The organism is Massilia sp. X63 (assembly GCF_041023745.1).
Taxonomy (GTDB): Bacteria; Pseudomonadota; Gammaproteobacteria; order Burkholderiales; family Burkholderiaceae_D; genus Telluria.
This window is the reverse complement of the sequence record NZ_JBFTEF010000016.1, coordinates 57,417-79,214: the sequence shown is the minus strand read 5'-3', so window position 1 is coordinate 79,214 and position 21,798 is coordinate 57,417. Positions and strand designations below refer to the sequence as shown.

General features: G+C 66.0%; 16 protein-coding genes. 4 read left to right on the top strand and 12 right to left on the bottom strand.

What is annotated here, in order from left to right:
- Positions 1-8 precede the first annotated feature (8 nt).
- From AB3347_RS22845 to AB3347_RS22805, 9 genes are all read right to left on the bottom strand, one after another.
- Positions 9-2,006, bottom strand: coding sequence for a hypothetical protein (locus AB3347_RS22845; protein ID WP_369094013.1), 1,998 nt, complete (start codon positions 2,004-2,006; stop codon positions 9-11).
- On the bottom strand, positions 1,990-2,973 hold the full coding sequence (locus AB3347_RS22840; RefSeq protein WP_369094012.1) for a BatA domain-containing protein: 984 nt from the start codon (positions 2,971-2,973) through the stop codon (positions 1,990-1,992). The genes AB3347_RS22845 and AB3347_RS22840 overlap by 17 nt, the downstream gene beginning before the upstream one ends.
- Complete coding sequence (locus AB3347_RS22835; protein ID WP_369094011.1) at positions 2,970-3,860, bottom strand: DUF58 domain-containing protein; 891 nt, start codon at positions 3,858-3,860, stop codon at positions 2,970-2,972. Before AB3347_RS22835 ends, AB3347_RS22840 begins: the two co-directional genes overlap by 4 nt.
- A 2-nt stretch (positions 3,861-3,862) precedes the next feature.
- Complete coding sequence (locus AB3347_RS22830) at positions 3,863-4,867, bottom strand: AAA family ATPase (protein ID WP_369094010.1); 1,005 nt, start codon at positions 4,865-4,867, stop codon at positions 3,863-3,865.
- A 3-nt stretch (positions 4,868-4,870) separates the two neighbouring features.
- Entirely contained in the window at positions 4,871-5,491 is a 621-nt protein-coding gene (locus AB3347_RS22825; protein ID WP_369094009.1) for a DUF4159 domain-containing protein, read from the bottom strand.
- A 23-nt stretch (positions 5,492-5,514) separates the two neighbouring features.
- Positions 5,515-6,852: a TldD/PmbA family protein gene (locus AB3347_RS22820; protein ID WP_369094008.1), complete on the bottom strand. Its 1,338-nt coding sequence runs from the start codon at positions 6,850-6,852 to the stop codon at positions 5,515-5,517.
- A gap of 13 nt (positions 6,853-6,865) precedes the next feature.
- A complete protein-coding gene (locus AB3347_RS22815; protein WP_369094007.1) occupies positions 6,866-8,503 on the bottom strand; it encodes a TldD/PmbA family protein in 1,638 nt (545 codons plus the stop codon).
- 140 nt (positions 8,504-8,643) lie between these two features.
- Positions 8,644-9,978 carry a TldD/PmbA family protein gene (locus AB3347_RS22810; protein ID WP_369094006.1) on the bottom strand — a complete coding sequence of 445 codons (1,335 nt, stop codon included), beginning with the start codon at positions 9,976-9,978 and terminating at the stop codon, positions 8,644-8,646.
- A 14-nt stretch (positions 9,979-9,992) separates the two neighbouring features.
- The gene (locus AB3347_RS22805) at positions 9,993-11,627 is read right to left on the bottom strand and encodes a TldD/PmbA family protein (RefSeq protein WP_369094005.1); all 1,635 of its coding nucleotides are present in this window, start codon (positions 11,625-11,627) and stop codon (positions 9,993-9,995) included.
- 391 nt (positions 11,628-12,018) lie between these two features.
- Between AB3347_RS22805 and AB3347_RS22800 the strand changes: the two genes are divergently transcribed.
- Together AB3347_RS22800 and AB3347_RS22795 are read left to right on the top strand one after the other, a co-directional pair.
- Positions 12,019-12,819 carry a class I SAM-dependent methyltransferase gene (locus AB3347_RS22800; RefSeq protein WP_369094004.1) on the top strand — a complete coding sequence of 267 codons (801 nt, stop codon included), beginning with the start codon at positions 12,019-12,021 and terminating at the stop codon, positions 12,817-12,819.
- Positions 12,820-12,950: 131 nt separating this feature from the next.
- Positions 12,951-14,522 carry a trypsin-like peptidase domain-containing protein gene (locus AB3347_RS22795; RefSeq protein WP_369094003.1) on the top strand — a complete coding sequence of 524 codons (1,572 nt, stop codon included), beginning with the start codon at positions 12,951-12,953 and terminating at the stop codon, positions 14,520-14,522.
- A 73-nt stretch (positions 14,523-14,595) separates the two neighbouring features.
- On the opposite strand, the gene AB3347_RS22790 is transcribed toward AB3347_RS22795, so the two are convergent.
- Positions 14,596-16,209, bottom strand: coding sequence for a serine hydrolase (locus tag AB3347_RS22790; RefSeq protein WP_369094002.1), 1,614 nt, complete (start codon positions 16,207-16,209; stop codon positions 14,596-14,598).
- Positions 16,210-16,241: 32 nt separating this feature from the next.
- On the bottom strand, positions 16,242-18,095 hold the full coding sequence (locus AB3347_RS22785) for a M1 family metallopeptidase (protein WP_369094001.1): 1,854 nt from the start codon (positions 18,093-18,095) through the stop codon (positions 16,242-16,244).
- 173 nt (positions 18,096-18,268) lie between these two features.
- Here AB3347_RS22785 and AB3347_RS22780 point away from each other — a divergent pair, with 173 nt between their 5' ends.
- Entirely contained in the window at positions 18,269-18,844 is a 576-nt protein-coding gene (locus tag AB3347_RS22780) for a TMEM165/GDT1 family protein (protein WP_369094000.1), read from the top strand.
- Positions 18,845-18,859: 15 nt separating this feature from the next.
- Here the strand turns inward: AB3347_RS22780 and AB3347_RS22775 are convergent, their stop codons facing one another.
- The gene (locus AB3347_RS22775) at positions 18,860-20,497 is read right to left on the bottom strand and encodes a CehA/McbA family metallohydrolase (protein WP_369093999.1); all 1,638 of its coding nucleotides are present in this window, start codon (positions 20,495-20,497) and stop codon (positions 18,860-18,862) included.
- A gap of 677 nt (positions 20,498-21,174) precedes the next feature.
- Here AB3347_RS22775 and AB3347_RS22770 point away from each other — a divergent pair.
- A complete protein-coding gene (locus tag AB3347_RS22770) occupies positions 21,175-21,690 on the top strand; it encodes a DUF3828 domain-containing protein (RefSeq protein WP_369093998.1) in 516 nt (171 codons plus the stop codon).
- The last annotated feature ends 108 nt before the right edge of the window (positions 21,691-21,798 follow it).

Here is a 21,798-nt window from a genome sequence, read left to right as displayed (position 1 = left end):
TATTTCGCTCATGGCCTGGCCCCTTCACGCCATGCGCGCACGAAGGGCGTCTCGACCCTTGGCGTGGCCTGCAGCAACACCTGGCCCTGCCCTGCGCCCTGGCGCAGCCAGGCGCGCAGCACCGGGCGGCACGGCAGGCAGCCGTCAAGCACGTCCTGGATCGCGGTCTGGGCCGACAGGCGCTGGTCGTCGTCCTGCAGGCGCTCGCGCACCCAGTCGTGGGCAGTGCGGGTCCACAGCGCCGGCAACGGGCCGTCGCCGGACAGCGCCTGCACCAGCAGGCTAACGTCTTCCGGCACCCGCTTGTCGGCGCCGCCCTGCGCGCGACGATAGCTGGCGGTGCCGTCCATGTCGCCGGTCATGCGCTTTTCTTCCTTGATCGGCGGCGGCACGAAGGCGGTCTTGTGCAGGTAGATGCGTTCGGCCTGCTGCAATTCCTTGATCGCCTCCAGCGCCTTGTGCTCGGGCGGCAAGGCCAGCTTCGGCGTGAGCGCGCGCAGCGCCTTCTCCGCATCCCACATCGCCACCAGCGCGCGGCGCAGCACCTTCTTGGTTCCTTCGTCGTACAGCGTGGCGTTCTCGGCCTCGTCGTGGGCATGGCCGTACTGGTGCAGGATGTCCTGGGCACTCCCCCCTCCTGCGCTAGCTTCGCCCGGGCCGTGATCGTCGTGATCGTCCTCGCCATCGGCGAACAGCGACGATTCCTCGCCCAGGAACTGGCCGTAGCGGCGCCGCAGCCCGCCCTGGTCGGCGGCGATCTTCTGGCTGCGCTCGACCACTTCGTCCCGGCTCATCTTCGTGCTGCGCATGTCGGCCACCAGCTGTTCGGTATCGATGATGATCTGGCGCTGGCTGCGCAGGCTCTGGGGCTTGACCAGCATCGGCATCGCGGCGCTCTCTTCCTCCGCCTCCTCGGGCGGCGCCGGCAGGCGCAGCGTGTAGGTCGGCGACTGCACGGTGTGCGGGCGGGCCGCGTTGTCGGTGGCGCGGACGAAGAAATACAGCTCGTCGCCCGGCTCCATGCCCAGTTCCTGCAGCGACCAGTTCTTCGACCAGTTGCGCTGCCTGCGGTCGGGCGATGCGGGAATCGGCATCTCGCGGTCGGTAAAACGGATGTTCTCGCCGCTGCCGCGCGCCAGCGTCATGTGCAGGGTAGCCCGCGTGACGATGTAGTCGTCGCGTACCTTCACGCCCATCGCGGCGCTGGTGGCGGTATCGCGCAGTTCCTGCACCATCTGGGTCGGCGCGGTGATGGTGATTTCCGGCGGCTGGTCGGGAATGACCTTGACGGTATAACGGTTGCCGCGCCAGCGCCAGAACACCGATTCGGTCGCAAGCCAGCGTGCGCATTCCCTGGCCGGCTTGAGCAACTGGCCGTTGCTGACTTCGATGGCTTCTTCGGCGGCTGCGGGATCTTTCAGGCACCAGGTAATGACGGTCTGTTCCGGCACCTGCAGGTCCTTCGGCGCCGATTCGAGCGGCGCCACGCCGGTATAGGCCGGCGGCGCGGTGCGCACTACCAGCTGCGCGGCCAGCGGCGCCGCGATTGCTGCCGGCGCCTTGCCGGGCGCGGGGGCGCCGGCCTGCGTGGCCGGCGCACTGGCGAACCAGACCGCCGCTGCCGCCACTGCGCTGCCCAGCAGCCAGGGCCAGCCGGCCTTGACGCGGCCGCGCGCGATGCGGCGCAGCTGCTGCCCGCTCACGCTGGCGTCGAGACGCTCGAGCAGGCGGCGGCGCTGGAGCTGGGCCACCGGCGTGGCCGCGTGCTCGAGCAGCGCGCTGCTGTCTTCCATTTCCGGCACGGCGCCATCCAGCCACGCGGTCCACTCGAAGGCGACGCGGCGGCGCAGGATGGCCCAGTCCCAGGCACACCACATGGTCCAGGCGATCAGGCCCGGGGCCGAGCGGATGAGCAGCCACGGCAAGGCGCCCGCGATCCACAAGGGCAGCCGGCGCAGCTGGGCGGCACGCCAGACGCGCCGGACGATATCAGCGCCTTCTTGCATGCGTCAGGATCCTTTCGAGTACGAACAATGCCACCAGCAGCGCCATCAGCATGTCGCGCAGCGCGCCGCTCGGTTCGGGCGCACGGCCCGTGCCTGCGGCCTCGAACACGCGCGACGGTGCGGTGTAGCTTGGCGGGCCAAGGTGCAGGTGCTGCCAGTTGTCCAGCAGCGCGCGCGCGGCTTCCGCGTTCTTTGGCGGCCAGGCCTCCGCATGCCACAGGCGGCCGCGCGCGCTGTCGGCATAGTGCAGGCCATCGACGTGCGGCGCCTTGGCCAGTTCCGGGAAAGCGGCGCGATCGGTGACAAGCCACAGCGGCGCGCGCAGCGACGCCGGCGGCGCGTCCTTGCGGTCCCAGACGATGAGCGATGTGCTGGCGCCAGGGGTCTCGTCGATGGCGATGCCGGCGGCGGCGAACACGCGGCGCCACTGCTCGGGGCGCTCGCTGGCGACGTACACGCGGCGCGCCTTGTTCTCCGGCTGGCGCGCCAGCGTGCGCAGTTCGATCCGGCGGCCGAACTCGGGGACGAGCGCCGGCATCGGCACATCGCCCAGCACCAGCAGGCGCGCCTCAGGGCGCCATTCGCGCTGGTGGGCGCGCAGCCAGGCGATCGCCTGGGCGGCAGGCATGACGAGCCGGTCGGCCTTGGCCAGCCCGGCCTGCGCCGCCTGCTGCTCCACCCAGTTCGGATCGGTGCCGGCAGCCACGACGACCGTATCGCCGCGCCGCGGCATGACGGGATCGGCCAGCCAGGCGATGACGACCGCCAGCATCAGGCAGCGCACCAGCAGCAGGACCAGATCGTTCAAGCGCCACTCGCGTGTCTGGCGCGGCTCGGCGCGCGGCAGGAAGCGGCTGGTCGCCAGCAGCTCGGCCTTGTGCTGCTCGCGCTTGCGGCGGTGCCACCAGATGGGCAGCAGCAGGATCGGCAGCGCCAGCCACCAGAGCGCATTCATGGTCGACATCATGCGCGGCTCCCGGGCCGGCGCAGCCACAGACGCAGGACCTCGCCCGGAGGCTGCTCGATGCGCGCCGACACGATCGGGATGTCGCTTCTGCGGCAGCTCGCGGTCACCGCCGCGAAATGCTGTTCGCGGTTGCGGCGGTAGCCTTCCTTCAGGTCGGCGCCGAAGCGGTACACGCCGGCGCCCTGCTCGGGGTCGCGATAGGCCAGGTTCGCGGAAAAGCTCGCGTCCACTTCCGCCTGCGTCTGCAGGCACAGCACGCGCACGTCATGGCGCATGCCGCGCAGGCGCATCAAGGCCTGCGACAGCGGCGAGGGCCAGTCGAGAAGGTCGCTGGCGGCAAAGATCACGCTTGGGGATTGCGCAAAATGCAGGCTGGCGCGCAGGGTGTCGGCATCGGGCAGCTCGCCGGCGGCCTGCACGCGGCTGAGCTGCAGCAGCACGCGCTGCAGCTGGCGCGGGCCGCGCATGGCCGGGGTGAACTGCACCTTGCCATCGTTGAGCACGACCAGGCCGAAGGCGTCGCCCTGGCGCTGGGCGATGGCAGCCACGCAGCCGAGCAGCGTGCGCGCATAGGCCAGCTTGTCCACGCCTTCCACCTCGCGGCTGGGTTCCAGCATCGAGGCGCTGGCGTCCAGCACCAGCCAGACCGCCACGTGGCTGTCGCGTTCAGCCTCGCGCACAAAGTAACGGTCGGCGCGCGCCAGCAGTTTCCAGTCGACGCGGCGCCACTCGTCCCCGGGCGCATAGGCCCGGTATTCCGAGAATTCGACGCCCGCCCCGCGCTCGCGCCCGGCGTGGATGCCGTGGCCGAGCCCCGCCAGCACATGGCGGATGACGAGGTCGAGCTTCTGCGTGTGCGCGATCAACGCGGTCTTCGCCAGCGACAAGATTAATCGACCCGGATCTCGTTACGCAGGGATTGCAGGATGTCGGCGATGGCGATGCCGTCGGCCTCCGCCTCGAAGTTGCGCAGCACGCGGTGCGCCAGCACCGGCAGCAGCATGGCCTGGATATCCTCGCGGGTAACCGCCAGGCGTCCCTGCATCAGGGCGCGCGCCTTGGAGGCCAGCACCAGCGCCTGGCCGGCGCGCGGACCGGCGCCCCAGCCGATGTGGTTCTTGACCGCGGCCACCGTGGTGAGCGCCGGGCGGGTGTTGCGCACCAGGCGCGTCGCGTAGCGCAGCAGGTGCTCGCCGATCTCGATGTCGCGCACCAGCTGTTGCAGGCGCAGCAGGGTCTCGACCGTCATCGCCGGTTCCGCATCGTCCAGGCCGGCGTGGGTGGTGCGCGAGACCATCAGCACTTCTTCGTCCTCGGTCGGGTAGACCACGTCGATGCGCAGCAGGAAGCGGTCCAGCTGCGCTTCCGGCAGCGGATAGGTGCCGGCCTGCTCGATGGGGTTCTGGGTGGCCAGCACGAAGAAGGGACGCGGCAGCTTGTGCGTAGTGCCGGCGAAGGTGACGGCGCGTTCCTGCATCGCTTCTAGCAATGCCGACTGGGTCTTGGGCGGCGCGCGGTTGATCTCGTCCGCCAGCAGAACCTGGGTGAACACGGGGCCCGGCTGGAAGCGGAACACGCGCTGGCGCGTGCTGGTGTCTTCTTCCAGGATCTCGGTGCCGACGATATCCGAGGGCATCAGGTCCGGCGTGAACTGCACGCGGCGGAACTGCATGTCGGTGGCCTGCGCCAGCGACTTTACCAGCAAGGTCTTGCCCAGGCCCGGCACGCCTTCGACCAGCGCATGGCCGCCCGCCAGCAGGCAGGTCACGAGCAGGTCGACCACGTCTTCCTGTCCGATGATGACGCGCGCCATGCTCTCCTTCAGCGCCTTGATGCTCGCCACCAGTCCGGCGATTTCCTGTTCACTCCACGCTACCGCATCACGCTCAGCCACCACTTACGCTCCCAACGCATATTGAATGATATTGACTGCGAAACGGGTGTTGTCGACCGCGAGGAACCGCTTGTTGCGGAAGTCGTAGTCCCACTCGCATCCGTAGTCCTTGTTCGAGTACAGCAGGCGGATGCGCCCGCCGAACTCGATCGCCTTCAGGTACTCGTGCACCAGGTCGTCGCCCCAGCCATTGAGTTCCCCGCCGGTGGTCGGCGGCCCGTCGAACTTGAAGAAGCAGGAATACAGCGGATGCGTATTCGGGATCTTCTTCAAGGCGGAGGCGCCGAAAATCTTCGTCATCTCCGCTTCGAACGACTTGGCGAACAGGCCGTCGATGTCGTGGTTGCAGTCGTCCACGAAAATGAAGCCGCCGCCGCGCACGTATTTTTCGAGGTTGCGCCGCTCGGCCGGGGTGAACTGCACCAGCTTGTGCCCCGCGAAATAACAGAACGGCGCCTGCAGCATCTTCGGATCCGACAGCGCGACGATGCGCTCCGCCGGATCCACCCGCAAGGTGGTGTACTCGACCAGCGAGTTCAGCACGTTGCTGGGCATACGGATATCCACGTCCCAGTCGCCCGATTCGTAGCTCAGGCGCGTGAAGTAGAAATCGAAATTCGCCATTAGATGCGCGCCATCCGTGAACCTTAGACCGCGTCGGACAGCGAGGTGAAGTTGAAGTCGCGGACCTTCATCGGCGGCAGCACCATCTGGAACGGCACCTCGTCGCCACCGATGATCTGCGGCTTGCCCAGTTCGTCGATGTTGTTGAGGATGGTGACCGGGCTTTCGTTGAAGCGGAAGTTCTTCACCGGGTACTTGATCTTGCCGTTCTCGACGTAGAAGGTGCCGTCGCGGGTCAGGCCGGTGATCAGGAGCGACTGCGGATCGACCATGCGGATGTACCAGGTGCGGGTGACCACGATGCCCTTCTTGGTGCCTTCGATCAGCTCTTCCAGCGACTTGGTGCCGCCGGCCATGATCATGTTGCCGTGGCCCGCGGTGGCCTGGTTGCCGGTCTTCTTGGCCCAGAATGGCGAATAGCCGAGCGAGGCGACGCGGCCGTCCTTGATCAGGTCGGTGCGCTTGCGGGCCAGCATGGTCTGGTTGTCCCAGGGTGCCACCGGCACGTCCGGATTCCACGGATCGGCCCAGATATTCACCTGCTGGTCGAACAGCTTCTCGCCCAGGCGGTTGCCGCCGCCCTTCTTGGCCAGGAAGCTGCGGCCTTCGTCGGCGGCGCGCGCGCTGAAGGAACTGAACATGTTGCCCAGGATTTCCGAGGTCGCCGCCGGTTCCAGGATCACGGTGTAGCGGCCCGGCTCCAGCGCTTTCGCATCGACCGAACGCAGCGCCTTGTCGATCGCGATCTCGGCCGCTTCGCCGGCGTTGAAGCGGCGCGCATCGACCGCCGAGCGGGTCACCCAGCCCGAACCGCGGCCGTCTTCGGTGCGCGCGGTGCAGGTGAACGAGAGGTCGGTGAATTCCTGGAAGCCGAACACGCCGTTCGAGTTGGCGACGCAGGCGAAACGGGTGCTGTCGGTGAAGAAGCCGGCGGTGACCAGCTTCTTGGCGCGCGCCTGGCCGATGGCGGCCGCGGCGACGTCGGCGCGGTAATCCGGATCGATCGCGGCGGTCGAGCCCACGAAGGTCTTGGTGGCGAGGTATTCCTGCTTGCCGACGGCCGGCATGAACTCCGGGTTCTCCGGCGCCAGGCGCGCCAGCTCCTCGGCGCGGCGCACGGCTTTTTCCAGCGACTTGTCGTCGAACTCGTTGACGACGGCGGTGCCGACGCGCTTGCCGAAGGCCACGCGCACGGCCAGCTGGGTGTCTTCGGTCAGGCCGGCGGTCGACACGCTGTTGCGCGCGAAGCGGATGTTACCGGTGCGGTTGCCTTCGATCGACACGCTGCATTCGTCGGCCTTGGAGAAACCGATCACGCGGTCGGCGATGCGTTTTGCTTGTTCCTGGTTCAGCTGTTTCATGATGTTCTTCCCCTCAACCGATCTTGCGTGCAGTGTTGATGACGTTGATGCCATTGAAGCGGCTGGTAGCCGATCCATGCGAGACGGCGCTGACCTGGCTCGGCTGGCCCTTGCCGTCGAAGAAGGAGCCGCCCATGCGCCAGTCGCGCTCGTCGCAGATGGCCGAGCAGGCGTTCCAGAACTCCTGGGTATTGGCCTGGTAGGCCACGTCTTCGAGCGGGCCGGCGATCTTGCCGTTCTTGATCTCGTAGAACAGCGTGCCGCCGAACTGGAAGTTGTAGCGCTGCTGGTCGATCGAGTAGGAGCCGCGGCCGAGGATGTAGATGCCCTTTTTCACGTCCTTGACCATCTCGTCCGGGGTCAGGCGTGCCTTGCCGGCTTCCAGCGACACGTTCGGCATGCGCTGGAACTGGATGGTGCTCCAGCTGTCGGCGTAGGAGCAGCCGTGCGATTCCTTCTCGCCGATGATATGGGCCTGGTCGCGGGTGGCCTGGTAGTTGACCAGCACGCCGTTGCGGATGATGTCCCACTTCTTGGCGCCCACGCCCTCGTCGTCGTAGCCGATCAGGCCCAGCGAACCCGGGGTGGTGCGGTCGGCAACGAAATTCACGCGCTCGGAACCGTACTTGAATTTCTTCGTTTCCCACTTGTCCAGCGAAGCGAAGCTGGTGCCGGCGTAGTTGGCTTCGTAGCCGAGCACGCGGTCCAGTTCGGTCGGGTGGCCGACGTTTTCGTGGATGGTCAGGAACAGGTGTTCGGGACTCAGCACCAGGTCATACTTGCCCGGCTCGACCGACTTGGCGCTGAGCTTCTCGCGCGCCTGCTTGCCGGCCAGGCGGGCGTCCTCGACGATGTCGTAGGAGTTGGTGTACAGCGTGGTCACGCCGCCGGCGGCCTGCACCTTGTCGCTGGCCTTGGCGTCGAAGTATTCGTAGCCCATGCTCACCGGCGAGGAGAGGCCGGCGCGCGAGCGGAACTTGCCGCTGGCCTTGTCGACCGCGGTGGCATTGATCGGCGCCCACAGGCGGTGCACGTCCTGGTCGATGTAGGAGCCGTCGGTGGAGGCAAAGTACTTCTGCTGGTTGATCTGGAACAGCGACGCGGTCATGAAGGTGGCGCCGGCGTCCAGGCCCGCCTTGTTGGCGGCGATCAGCATGTCGGCCTTGTCCTTGACCGGAATGCCGCGCCAGTCCTTCTTCATCGGGGTGGCCCAGGCCACTTCGCCCACGCCCTTCACCGGCGCCAGGCGCACCGGCTCCGACTGCAGCTTGGCGTTGGCCTTGGCGATCGCGACCGCCTGGCGCGCCGCGTTGGCGACGCCGTCCGGGCTCATGTCGTTGGTCGAGGCGAAGCCGTAGGCGCCGTTGGCGATCACGCGCACGCCCACCCCGCTCGACTCGGTGTTGCTGATGTTCTCGACGTTCAGGTCGCGCGTGATGATGAACTGGTTCAGGTAGCGGCCGATGCGCACGTCGCAATACGACGCGCCGGCCTGGGTGGCGGCGTTCAGCGCGGTGTCGGCCAACAGCTTCTTGGCGCTGCGCGGCATGGCGCTCATGAGCTCATCGGCGGCGATGGCGTTGCCGAAGACCGGGATGAGCATGGCGCCCGCGGTGCCGGCGCCGATCTGGAGGAATTTACGACGTTCCATGTGAATTATCCGTGTGTTTTTCGTAGGGTGGGCGGCTCCGCCGCCCACGCGGTGATAGTTAGCAGCGAGATCATCCCGCACGAAAGCGGAGCTGTTGCATATCACCGCGTGGGCGGGGAACCCGCCCACCCTACAATGGCTTAAACAGCGTCCGAGAGCGACGTGAAGTTGAAATCGCGAATCTTCATCGACGGAATCAGCATCGAATAATTCGCCTCGTCGCCGCCGATCACCAGCGGCTTGCCGATTTCCTCGATGTTGTTCAGCATGGACACCGGGCTCTCGTTGAAGCGGAAGTTCTTGATCGGGTACTTGACCTTGCCGTTCTCGATGTAGAAGGTGCCGTCGCGGGTCAGGCCGGTCACCAGCACCGATTGCGGGTCCACCATGCGGATGTACCAGGTGCGGGTCACCAGCACGCCCTTCTTGGTGTTGGCGATCAGCTCGGCCGTGCTCTTGTCGGTGCCGGCCATGATGATGTTGCCGGCGCTGCCGATGGCGCGCTGGCCTTTCTTCTGGGCCCAGTACTGCGAGTAGTTCAGCGCATTGATGCGGCCGTCCTTCACCAGGTGGGTGCGTTCGCGCGGCAGCATGTTGCCGTCCCACGGCAGCACCGGCACGTCCTTGTCCCACGGGTCCGACCAGATGTTCACCTGCTGGTCGAACAGCTTGTCGCCCAGGCGGTTCTGGCCGCCCTTCTTCGACAGGAAGCTGCGGCCTTCGTCGGCCATGCGGGCATTGAAGCCGCCGATCATGAAGGTCAGCAGGTCGCTGGTGGCGCTCGGTTCCATCACCACGGTGTAGCGGCCCGGCTCGAGGGCCTTGGCGTCCACCGAGCGCAGCGCCTTCTCGATGGCGATGTCGGCCGCTTCGCGTGCGTCGAACCTGGCGACGTCGCGCGCCGAGCGCTTGACCCAGCCCGAACCGCGGCCGTCTTCGGTGCGCACGGTGCAGGTGAAGTCGAGCGAGGTGGCGACCTGGTGGCCGAACACGCCGTTCGAGTTGGCGACGGTCTCGAAGGTCTCGCGGTCGGTGAAGAAGCCGGCCGACACCAGGCCCTTCTTGCGGCAGGCTTCCATCGCGTAGGCGGCGGCCTGGGCGCGAAACTCGGGGTCGATGGCGGCGGTGCCTGCGACGAAGGTCTCGGACGGCTTGTAGGCGGTCTTGGCGATCGCGGGCATGAATTCCGGATTCTCCGGCGCCAGGCGCGCCAGGTCCTCGGCGCGGCGCACGGCCTTTTCCAGCGACTTGTCGTCGAACTCGTTGATGGTGGCGGTGCCCTGGCGCTTGCCGAAGGCGACCTGCACCGTGATGCGGGTGTCGTCGGCCAGGCCGGCGGTGGACACGGCGTTGCGGGCGAAGCGGATGTTGCCGATGCGGGCGCCTTCGACGTTGACGATGCACTCGTCGGCCTTCGAGAGCGACAGCACGCGGTCGGTGATGCGCTTGGTCTGGTCCTGGGTAAGGATGCTCATGGTTGTCCCCTGCCTCAGCCGATCTTGCGAGCGGTGTTGATCACGTTGATGCCGTTGAAGCGCGCGGTCGACGAACCGTGCGAGACGATGCTGATCTGCGGCGGCTGGCCTTTGCCGTCGAAGAAGGAGCCGCCCATGCGCCAGTCGCGCTCGTCGCAGATGGCGGTGCAGGCGTTCCAGAATTCCTGGGTGTTGGCCTGGTAGGCCACGTCTTCCAGCATCGGGCCGATCTTGCCGTCCTTGATTTCGTAGAACAGCTGGCCGCCGAACTGGAAGTTGTAGCGCTGCTGGTCGATCGAGAACGAGCCGTCGCCGACGATGTAGATGCCCTTCTTGATGTCCTTGACCATCTCGTCCGGGGTCAGCTTCTTCTTGCCGGCGGCCAGCGAGACGTTCGGCATGCGCTGGAACTGCACCGAGTTCCAGCTGTCGGCGTACGAGCAGCCGTGCGATTCCTTTTCGCCGATGATGTGGGCCTGGTCGCGGGTGGCCTGGTAGTTGACCAGGATGCCGTCCTTGATGATGTCCCACTTCTTGGTCCTGACGCCTTCGTCGTCGTAGCCCACGCAGCCGAGCGAGCCCGGGGTGGTCTTGTCGGCGAACAGGTTGACGATCTGGTTACCGTACTTGAATTTCTTCGATTCCCACTTGTCGAGGGTGGCGAAGCTGGTGCCGGCGTAGTTGGCTTCGTAGCCGAGCACGCGATCCAGTTCGGTCGGGTGGCCGACGTTCTCGTGGATGGTCAGCCACAGGTGTTCCGGCGACAGCATCAGGTCGTACTTGCCCGGGGTGACCGACTTGGCGGTCAGCTTGGCCTTGGCGTCGCGGCCGGCGGCGCGCGCATCCTCGATGATGTCGTAGGAGCCGGTGTACAGGGTGGCGACGCCGCCCGCGGCCTTGAGCTTGTGCTCGGGGCGCGCGTCCAGGTATTCGTAGCCCATGCCCACCGGCGCGCCGAGGCCGGAACGCGAACGGAACTTGCCGGTGGTCTTGTCCACGGCGGTGGCCTGGAAGGGAGCCCACAGGCGGTGCACGTCCTGCTCGATGTAGGAGCCGTCGGTGGACGCGAAGTACTTCTGCTGGTTCACCTGGAACAGCATCGAATTCATGAAGGTCGCGCCGCCTTCCATGCCGGCCTTGTTGGCGGCGATCAGCAGGTCCGCTTTCTCCTTGATCGGCACCGCGCGCCAGTCCTTCTTGATCGGCGTGGCCCACGAGACCTCGCCGACGCCCTTCACCGGTGCAAGACGCACCGGTTCGGACTGCAGCTTGGCGTTGGCCTTGGCGATGGCGACCGCCTGGCGTGCCGCGTTGGCGATGCCGTCGTTCGACATGTCCGAGGTGGCGGCGAAGCCGTAGGCGCCGTTGGCGATCACGCGCACGCCGACCCCGGCCGACTCGGTATTGGCCACGTTCTCGACGTTCAGGTCGCGGGTGGTGATGAACTGGTTCAGGTAGCGGCCGATGCGCACGTCGGCGTAGCTGGCGCCGGCCTTGGTGGCGGCGTTCAGCGCGACGTCGGCCAGCGCCTTCTTGGCGGCCGTGGGCATGGAGCTGAGCAGTTCGTCAGCGGCGATCGCGCGGGTGAAGGGGACGAGCGTGGAGGCGAGCGCCAGGCTGCTGAAATTGAGAAAGGTACGGCGTTCCATAATGTCTCCTGAAATCAACCTACTTCTGGGCAGCGGTCCCGCCTTGGCGTGCGGTCCGCTCTTGTATTTACCGCGGAGGGATGGGTCTTTACCGGGGACGGCGCCCCTCGGCAAACTTGTCAACCTTAGCAGTAACTCGACATTTTGAATAGGCAATTGTTGTGCCAGATCAAAGCATCTTTTAAATGCATGATTCGACGGGTGTCCGGTGTCCGCAGGGAGTGTCCGCGCAGCTGTCCGGGCGTCCGCGGCGGACACTCGCGCGGACATCTTTACGAAGGCGAACATGCATATACGAGGAAGGCTTGACTGTCCGGCAAGGGTGGCCGATCATCAGCGCGGCGGCGGCGTCCCGCCCGGCCGCGCACAATCACTTGGAGACCTCGAACCGATGAAACGACTGATCCTGGCCGCGATGCTGGCCACCGGCCTCGCTTCGGCCGCCGGCACTGCATTGGCCGACGACGCACTGAAAGCCGCCATCGCGGGCGAACACCGCAGCGCCGCCAACAAGGCGCGCGATGCGGCGCGCCACCCGTACGAAACCCTCACCTTCTTCGGCATCAAGCCGAACATGACGGTGGTCGAGCTGGTGCCGGGCGGCGGCTGGTACACCGAGATCCTGGCGCCCTACCTGCGCCAGGACGGCAAGCTGATCGCCGCAGGCCAGGCCTTCGTGCCCGAGAAGCGCGGCGGCATGGCGCTCAAGCAGAAGTTCGATGCGAATCCGGCGGTCTACGGCAAGGTGGTCCCGGCCGTGTTCGAACCGCCGGCCACCTACCAGATCGCGGCGCCGAACAGCGTCGACATGGTGCTCACCTTCCGCAACCTGCACAACTGGGTCGGCCAGGGCGACGACGCGCTGAAGACCACCTTCAAGGAAATCCACAAGGTGCTGAAACCGGGCGGCGTGCTGGGCATCGTCGACCACCGCCTGCCGGCCTCGATGACGCAGGACGCCAAGGCCTCGAGCGGCTACGTGCACGAAGCCTGGGTCATCAAGACCGTGGAGAGCGCGGGCTTCAAGCTGGCCGGCAAATCCGAGGTGAACGCCAACCCGAAGGACACCGCCAACCACGAAAAAGGCGTGTGGACCCTGCCGCCGGTGCTGTCCAACAAGGACCAGGACCGCGAGAAGTACATGGCGATCGGCGAGAGCGACCGCATGACGCTCAAGTTCGTGAAACAGTGAAGCGCCACCGGGAGGCCGGCAGCACGATGGCTGCCCCTCCCCGGTGAAGATTGGTGTATTTCCTTCGGCGGCGAGCGTGTATATTCTTGCCATTTGGTCCAGTCGACCCGTTTGAGCCACCGAAGGAACCCATGAAAACCGCACGCCTCGCCGCCGCCGTGGCATTCGCCCTGGCCGGCCTCGTCCACGCACAGGACACCACCCCGCCCCCAGCGCCAACGCCCGCCACCCCGCCGTCGCCGGCCGTGTCCACGCCGTCTGCCACCACCGCCCCTGCCCTGCCGGCGATCGAGAACTCGGTGGTCAAGATCTTCGCCACCGTGCGCCGTCCGGACCCGTACAAGCCCTGGACCAAGGCCTCGCCGAGCGACGTGACCGGCTCGGGCGTCATCATCGAGGGCAAGCGCATCCTGACCAATGCCCACGTGGTCGGCTACGCCAGCCAGGTCGAGGTGCAGGCCAGCCAGTCGGGTGACAAGGTGCCGGCCAGGGTGATCGCGCTGGCGCGCGGCCTCGACCTGGCGGTGCTGGAGCTGGACGATCCTTCCTTCTTCGACAAGCGCCCGCCGGTGCAGCGCGCGGCGGTGCTGCCGGACGTGCGCGAGGCGGTGTTCGCCTACGGCTATCCGGTCGGCGGCAACTCGCTGTCGACCACCCGCGGCATCGTCTCGCGCGTGGAGTTCGTCGGCTACGGATCGTTCAGCTCGGGCCTGCGCATCCAGATCGACGCGCCGATCAACCCGGGCAACAGCGGTGGCCCGGTGATCGCGGGCGACAAGATGATCGGCCTGGCCTTCTCGATGGCGGCCGGCGCCCAGAACATCGGCTACGTGATCCCGAACGAAGAGATCGAGCTGTTCCTGAAGGACGTGGCGGATGGCCGCTACGACGGCAAGCCGCTGCTGCACGACAGCGTGCAGACGCTCGAGAACCCGGCGCTGCGCCAGTACCTGAAGCTCGACAAGTCGGTGGAAGGCGCGCTGGTGCACCGCCCGTACCGCAGCGACGCCGCCTGGCCGCTGAAGGAAGGCGACATCATCACCCATATCGGCGAATACCCGATCGACAACCAGGGCATGGTGAAGCTCGGCGCCAACCTGCGCGTGCGCTTCCAGTACCGCATCCAGCAGGTGGCGAAGAACGGCAAGCTGCCGATGACGATCCTGCGCGGCGGCAAACCGATGAAGGTCGAGGTGCCGGCCAGCGGCCCGCGTCCGCTGCTCATTCCCGACCTGAACGGCGGCTATCCGTCCTACTTCGTGTACGGCCCGGTGGTGTTCACCCGCGCGACCAGCGAATTCCTGTCCTTCCTGGCGGTGAATGCGATGGCCGCCAACTCGGCCGCCTTCAACGACAGCCCCCTGATGACGCAGCGCGGCGATTCGCCGGACGCGGCGCGCGAGGAGCTGGTGGTGATCAGCGGACCGTTCTTCCCGCACCCAGTGGTGCGCGGCTACAGCAACCGCTTCGGCTCGGTGGTCGAGTCGGTCAACGGCGTGAAAATCCGCAGCCTGGCCCACCTGGTGTCGACGCTGCGCGACCTGAAGGACGAGTATGTGGTCTTGAAGTTCGACCAGCGCTATGGCGAGACCATGATCCTGCCGCGCAAGGCGACGCTGGATGCGACCGAGGGCATCCTGTCGGATAACGGGATCCGGACGCGGGGGTCGGAAGACATGATGAAAGTGTGGGGCGGGAAGTAAGACGTTTCGAAGGCTCTACGGGTAGTTGAACGCGTGGACGGCGGAGCCGCCCACGCGTTCAACCAGCTTCAGGTCAGCTCTTCTTTTCCTTCTTCACTGGCGTAAACAGCAGATCCTGGAAGTCATAGCTGAAGTCCGTCTCGGTCGACACCGGCTTCATGCGCATGCGTTCGATGCTGCCGTCGGGCTCCAGCGAGAAGGTGACGTAGGCGTCGGCATTGAAGTTGCGCTCCTTCCAGCGCACGATGAAGGTGTCGTGCTGGAAGTGCTCCATCTCCCCGGCCAGGTCGGGGGTCTTGGCGAAGGACATCACCAGCTTGTCGTTCACGCGGCGAATGGTCGCCTTGCCGTACCACGCATCCTGGTAGTCGCCCTCGTACGAGGCCAGCGCCAGCGAAGGCTTCGAGCTTGCTACGCGCGCTGCCGCTTCGCCCTTCACGCGGGCCGCTTCCTTGGCCTGCATTTCCTTGTCGATGTCCGCGATGCGGCCGATCCAGTCGGTGGGCGCCACGCCCAGGTGCTGGTCCAGCAGGCGGTACTGCAGGGCGTTGAGCGAGGGGCCGCTTTCGGCATTGGTGAGAATCGCGATGCCCAGCTTCGACTCCGGCACCAGGAGCACGCGGGTGTAGAAGCCCTGCAGCGCGCCGCCGTGCATGGCCACCAGCTTGCCCTGGTAGTCGCGCAGCTGGAAGCCCAGGCCGTAGGCATAGAAGTTCGGCTTGGTCGCCGCCAGCGGCGCGCGCGGCGTGTTGATCGTCATCGGGGTCTGCGCGGTCCACATCTCGCGCGCCTGCTTGTCCGACCACAGGCGCACGTCCTTGCCGGCCGCATCCTTGCCGACCTTGCCGCCGGCCAGCAGCACGTTCATCCAGCGCGCGATGTCCTCGGCATTGGTGTTGATGCCGACCGCGCCGACCGCGTTCGCCACCGGCATCGGCTTGACCGGCACCGCCTTGCCGTTGATCTTGCTGTGCGGCGCCGAGACGTTGGCGAACTTCGCGCTCTCTTCCAGGCTGGTGGTGGTGTTGGCCATCCCGACCGGCTTCAGGATCCACTCGTGCATGGTCTCGCCCCAGGTCTTGCCCGACTTGGCGGCGATGATCTTGCCGGCCACGATGTACAGCAGGTTGTCGTAGGCGTAGGCGCTTCGGAAGCTGGTGGCCGGCTTGATGTAGCGGAGGTTGTGGATGATCTCGTCGGTGCTGAAATTGGTGGTCGGCCACCACATCAGGTCACCGGCGCCCAGCCCCAGGCCGCTGCGGTGCACCAGCAGGTCGCGGATGGTCATCTCGGCGGTGACGTAGGCGTCGTACATGCGGAAGTCCGGCAGGTGCTTGATCACCGGGTCGTCCCAGGACAGCTTGCCCTGGTCGACCAGCATGGCCAGCGCGGCGGCGGTAAAGGCCTTGGAGTTCGAGGCGATCTCGAAGATGGTCTTGCCGTCCACCCTGGCCGGCTCGCCGCGCTTGCGCACGCCGAAGCCTTCGGCGGCCAGCACCTTGCCGTCCTTGACCAAGGCGATGGCGATGCCCGGCACGTCGAATTCCTTCATGACGCGCTCGACGTCGGCTTTCAGGTCGTACGCCGGCGCCTGGACGGCGGCGGCGGGCGCGGCCTCCTGTGCGAACACGGCGCCGGTGGCGGTAGCGGTCAGCGCGAGCAGGGCCGCGGCTGCAATGCGATTCATGGCAAACACTCTGTTCATCCCCTGGTTATCGTTTATTTCGTCATCTGCTTGTCGACGCTGCCCTGCGTCTCCGGGTGGTAGCGCTCGCGCGCGGCCTTGTACACGCGCTCGGCCCAGGCGCGGTCTTCCGCATTCGCGCGCAGTGCGCCGTACAGCGGCACCACGAACTTCTGGCGGCCCACGCTCATCAGGAAGGCTTCCAGGTTCGGGCGGATGCCGCGGTAGCCGGCGTGCACCGCGGCGCGGTAGAAGCGGAACGCGACTTCGTTGTTGCCGGTCTTGGCCAGGCCATAGGCCTTGTCCAGTTCTTCCAGTCTGGCGGCGTTGGTCTTGTTGTCGATGTCGTTCAGGAACTTCATCCACTCGGCGGCGTTCCAGTCCTTGGCCGGCAGTTGCGCGGTCGTCATCTCGCCCTTGAGCCAGCGTGCGGTGGTGTCGTTCAGCCTGGCCAGGCGGCTCGACACGGCCTTCTTGGCGCTGGCCGGGATGCCCGGACCATACAGCCATTCGTCCAGCTCGGCGTCGCTCATGATCGCCGGGTTCCTGGCCAGCAGGTTGGCGCGCAGGAAGGCCACGAACTGGTCGGTGGTCACGCTCTGGAAGGCGTGCTGGTCGAACCAGCTGCGCAGGAAGGGATCGAAAGCGGCGCGGCCGGCGCGCTGCTCGAGGGTGCGCAGGAACCAGGCGCCCTTCGGATAGGCCAGGCCTTCATCCGTATAGTGCTCGGAGCTCGTGTCCGGGTCGCGCGTGAGCAGCGCCTGCTTGGCCGTCGGAATGTCCTTGAGCGAATCAAGCGCTTCTTCCTGCTCGAGCTGCAGGTTCATGGTCGCCACTTCCTCGCCGTACAGCTTCTCGAGGATGCGGGTGGTGACGTAGGTAGTGAAACCTTCGTTCAACCACCAGTGCTTCCACGAGGCGTTGGTCACCAGGTTGCCCGACCAGCTGTGCGCCAGCTCGTGCGAGACCAGGTCGACCAGGCTGCGGTCGCCCGCGATCATGGTCGGGGTCAGGAAGGTCAGGCGCGGGTTTTCCATGCCGCCGATCGGGAAGGACGGCGGCAGCACCAGCATGTCGTAGCGGCCCCAGCGATATGGGCCGTACAGCGATTCGGCCGCGGCCACCATCTTCTCGGTATCGGCCAGCTCGTACTCGGCGGCCTTGATGCGCATCGGCTCGGCGTAGACGCCGGTGCGCGGGCCCAGGGTGCGCGCTTCCAGCTCGCCGATGCCGATCGCGATCAGGTAGGACGGCACCGGCTGCGGCATGCTGAACTTCCAGCCGCCCTTGCCGGTGGCCTTGGGATCGTTATCGGCGCTCATCACGACGCGCATGCCGCTAGGGGCCTGGATGCGCGCGGTGTAGGTGAAGCGCACCGCCGGGGTGTCCTGGATCGGCACGAAGGAACGCGCGGCGATCGGCTGCGACTGGCTGAACATGAACGGGTACTTGCCCGACATGGTCTGCTTGGGCGTGAGCCACTGCAGCGCCGGCGCGGTGGGCGCGGTCTGGTAGTGGATGCGCACCTTGGCCGGCTGGCCGGGCAGCGCGATGTGCAGGGCCTGGCCTTTTTCGGTATCGGGCTTGTCGAGGGTGTACTTGACCGGGCGCCAGGCGCCCTTCGCATCCTGCGCCTCGATCTTCGAGATGCTCAGTTCACGGGTGTCGAGGTCCAGCGTGCCGGCCTTCTTGTCGAGCCAGTCCAGGCTCAGGTCGGCGTAGCCGGCCAGGGTCCTGCGCGTGAAGTCGGCCTTCAGGTCCAGGTGCAGGGCGGTGGTCTTGACCTGGTCGTACTTGGCATAGCTGAGGGGATCGAGTGCGAACGCGTAGGCGCTCCACTGGCAGATAAAGGCGCAGGCCGTGGCGCGCAGCAGGGTGCTTGTCTTCATGGTCTCTCGTGGAAGGATCGAGCCCGTCGCACAGCCCAGGTAGGGCCGGGGGCGCAGGCAGGATAGCACTTTCAACCGTGCCGGAGAAGTACGAGCGCGGGCTTGGCGCGCGCTGTATGCACGGCTGCCTCTGCTATGATCGAAGCCTTCGTATCTGCCCTAGCTGCCGCTTCATGGACGCCTTTCTCGTATCGACCGGCATCGTGGGCCTTGCCGAGATCGGCGACAAGACCCAGTTGCTGGCCTTCCTGCTCGCCGCGCGCTTTCGCCGCCCCCTGCCGATCGTGTTGGGCATCTTCGTGGCCACCGTCGCCAACCACGCCTTTGCCGCCGCCGTCGGCGCCCTGGTGAGCGAACTGCTGGGACCAGGCGTGATGCGCTGGGTGCTGGGCCTGTCCTTCCTGGCGATGGCCGCCTGGACCATGATTCCCGACCGGATCGCCCCCGAAGACACCCCGCCGGCACGCTACGGCGTGTTCCTCGCCACCCTGCTCGCCTTCTTCATCACCGAGATGGGCGACAAGACCCAGGTGGCCACCGTGGCCCTGGCGGCGCGCTACGACGCGATGGCGGCGGTGGTGGCCGGCACCACCTTCGGCATGATGCTGGCGAACGTGCCGGCCGTGGTCTTCGGCGAGCGCATGGCCAGGCGCGTGCCCCTGCTGCTGGTGCACGGGCTGGCGGCGCTGATCTTCGCGGTGCTGGGCATCGCCACCCTGATGGGCGCGGGCGAAGCGCTCGGGTTCTGAACGGACGCCGCGGCCTCACTCCTGCGTGACCCACACCGGCGCCGACCACAGCACGTTGCCGTCTTCCTGCGTCACCTTCGCATAATAGAAATGCCTGCCCGGCGCCGGCGTGAAGCTGGCGGTGGCCAGGTTCGCCACCTCGGTGACCGTGCCATTGCGCCCCGGCACCCCTTCCATGATCGCCACCGCCGCCGCCTTCTTGCCCGCGCTGGAAGCGAAGTGCGCGGTGAGCGTGAGCGGGCCGCGGTTGACGAAGCGCTCGCCCATCATCTTTCCGTTCGCGGTGAACACCAGCTGCGAGCCCTTGTCCATGGTGGCGAACACGCGCCGCGCCTTGAGCGCCTCGATGAAGCTGTCGCGGGTGAGCGCCGTCCCGTTGGGCAGCAGGATGCCGGTGCGGTTGGTATAGGACGCGCCCCAGTTGGCGCAGTGGTTGTCCTGGTTGGTGCTGAAGGCGACGTGGTAGCCGGCTTCGAGCAGGCGGTTGCAGGCCTGCTCGAAGTTGCTGCGCCGGGTCTCGCTCTCGGCGTCGTTGGTGGAGAACGCGGTACTGTTCATCACCTCGCACAGCGCCATCGCCTCGTCGCCGTCCGCCGTGTAGGCGAGCGGCACGCCGTTCACCTTGAACTGCCCGCTGTGCGCGGGATGGTTGAACTGCCCCACCCAGCCGCGCGCCCGCATCAGGGTGTAGAGCGCGCCATAGTCGCTGCGCGCGATGCGGGTGTCGGCCAGCAGCTCGCCCAGGGCATTGGTTTCCCAGCCCAGCAACTCGTCGCTGTTGAAGATGTTGATGTGGCCGCCGTTGTTGATGACGCCCCACTCCATGCCGTACAGGGCCAGGAAGCCCGGCTTGGTGGCGTTGAAGGCGGCCGCGCTGGCCAGGCCGGCCCGGTACAGGTCGCGCGCCTTGGCCGGATCGGCATTCGGGTTGGTGCCGTCCGAGCCGTCGTACATGTGGTTGTGCTCGGAGACCGCCAGGATGTCGAGGCCGCGCCCCCTGGCATAGGCAAACGCGGCCTCGGGACCGTACTTGGCCTTGAGCGGCTCCTGCGCGCCCTTGCAGTCGTCCAGGGCGGCGCCGCCGTCGCTGTGGTTGCTCTGGCTGTGCAGGTTGGCGAGATATACGGTATAGGGCAGCGCGCCGGTGGCCGGCGCCATCGCCGCGCCGGCAGCCTCGCGCACGCCGGGCAGCGGCGCGAAGCGCGGCATGCGCGGCGCGGCCGGCTGCCCGACCGCGATCTGCCAGTCCTGCTCGACGGCGCCGTGGTGCTCGTCATGGGCGACGCCGCGCAGGATGGCGTGCAGGCGCACCGCGTACAGGCCGGCCCGGGCGGGCGCGCCCTTGATGCGGCCGTCCCACATGACCTGCACCGGTACGTCGCTGCCCAGGATGGGATTGGCGCCGCGCCAGACCCGGACCACCCGCTTGTGCGGATCGACCAGTTCCAGCTTCCAGTAGACGTTCCCGGACTGTTCCAGGCCGGGGTAGCTGAAGTTGAGGCTGAAGGTCCGGCGCGCATCCGCTGTGCCCTGGAAGGGCGCGTGCAGGGTGGCGTCGAATTCCTTGTGCTCGGCCGGGGCCGCGAACGCGCTGCTGCAGCACAGGGCCAGCAGGAGCGCACGGAGGGAGGGGGGCAGGATGATGGTTTTCATGATGCAATTTTTGCAATTGCACACAAAGTCTTGTTGATTTAACAACCATCACGGTGAGACATTATTTACGCATCTCTTGTTCCTAAACTAAAAATTAAAGATGAATGAAGTTTTCAGGACGTATGACGATGCGCTAAGTAAATAGTTTCTGGAAAGCATGGAGATTTAGTCAGGGAGTCGTAGCGATTCAAGGCGCCGCTGGCCTCATTTGGAGCCTATTGATGCTTGTGGCCGCAAATTGACTCTAGACAAACCCTATAGCCCAGCTTCGCGCAACGATAGCCGCTTAAGTTCGTTAATCCCCAGAACGACCATGCACGGGCTAGTACCGCCCCATATGGCGGGATCGGGCGGCCTAACGATGGATATCACTTCACCGCGCATACAGAGCTACAGATCACGCGCGCCGCCCTGTGCACTTATGGTCAACCAACGACAAAAGTCTGTACCCAAGGCGGCGTTCCGGCCGTCCTGAGACTGGGAATGCTGATCAATCCAGAACGCAAAGCGGCGACCAGAACACGCAAGGCGGCCATAACGAAATAAATTCAAAAGCACTCAACCTAAACCACGGAGGCAATAAATGGCAATGGACGTGTATCTGCAGATCGACGGGATCAAGGGCGAGCAACGCGGCTTTTGGCCGGGGCCGAATTATGAAAAGGAGAAGCCAACCTATGTTGTCTACCGCCGCTAACCGTGTTGTTGTGACTGTACTCGCTCTCTTCGCCCTCGCGTGGGGAGACGCAGTGGCTGCTGCCAAAGCAGAAACTGAAGCTGGGGTGGTGGCTAAGCTGTACAAGGATTTTGCTTGGCAGGCAATAGCGGCCCAGACGGACCTCTTCGGGGATGTCCTCGCGAACCAAAGCCGGCCTACCCTTGAGAAGTATTTCACACCTGCATTAGCGGATTTACTGGTCAAGGACGCGGCTTGTCAAGTGAAGCACAAGGGAATCTGCAATCTTGAGGTCGCCCCCCTGTTCGACTCTCAGGACCCTAGAGTGACAGACCTAGAGGTGGCGACTATAGCGCCTGGCAGGGTTGCTGTTACTTTCAAGGACCCCACGAATGACGAGGCAACGAAGATCGAGTTCGTAGTTGCGCAAATAGCTGGAAAATGGAAAATTGCTGACATCATTTACAAGAGGGATGGATGGTCACTCAAGAAAGTTTTGTCGAATAAGATTCCGTAGTCGTGAGGAACGAAGTTGTACGCATATGCAGCCTCGCCCCCATGCTGGTTGCGTCAGAGCGCCATTGTGGGAGCGCCCGCCCTCAGAACATTGGCGATCGGAACCTGG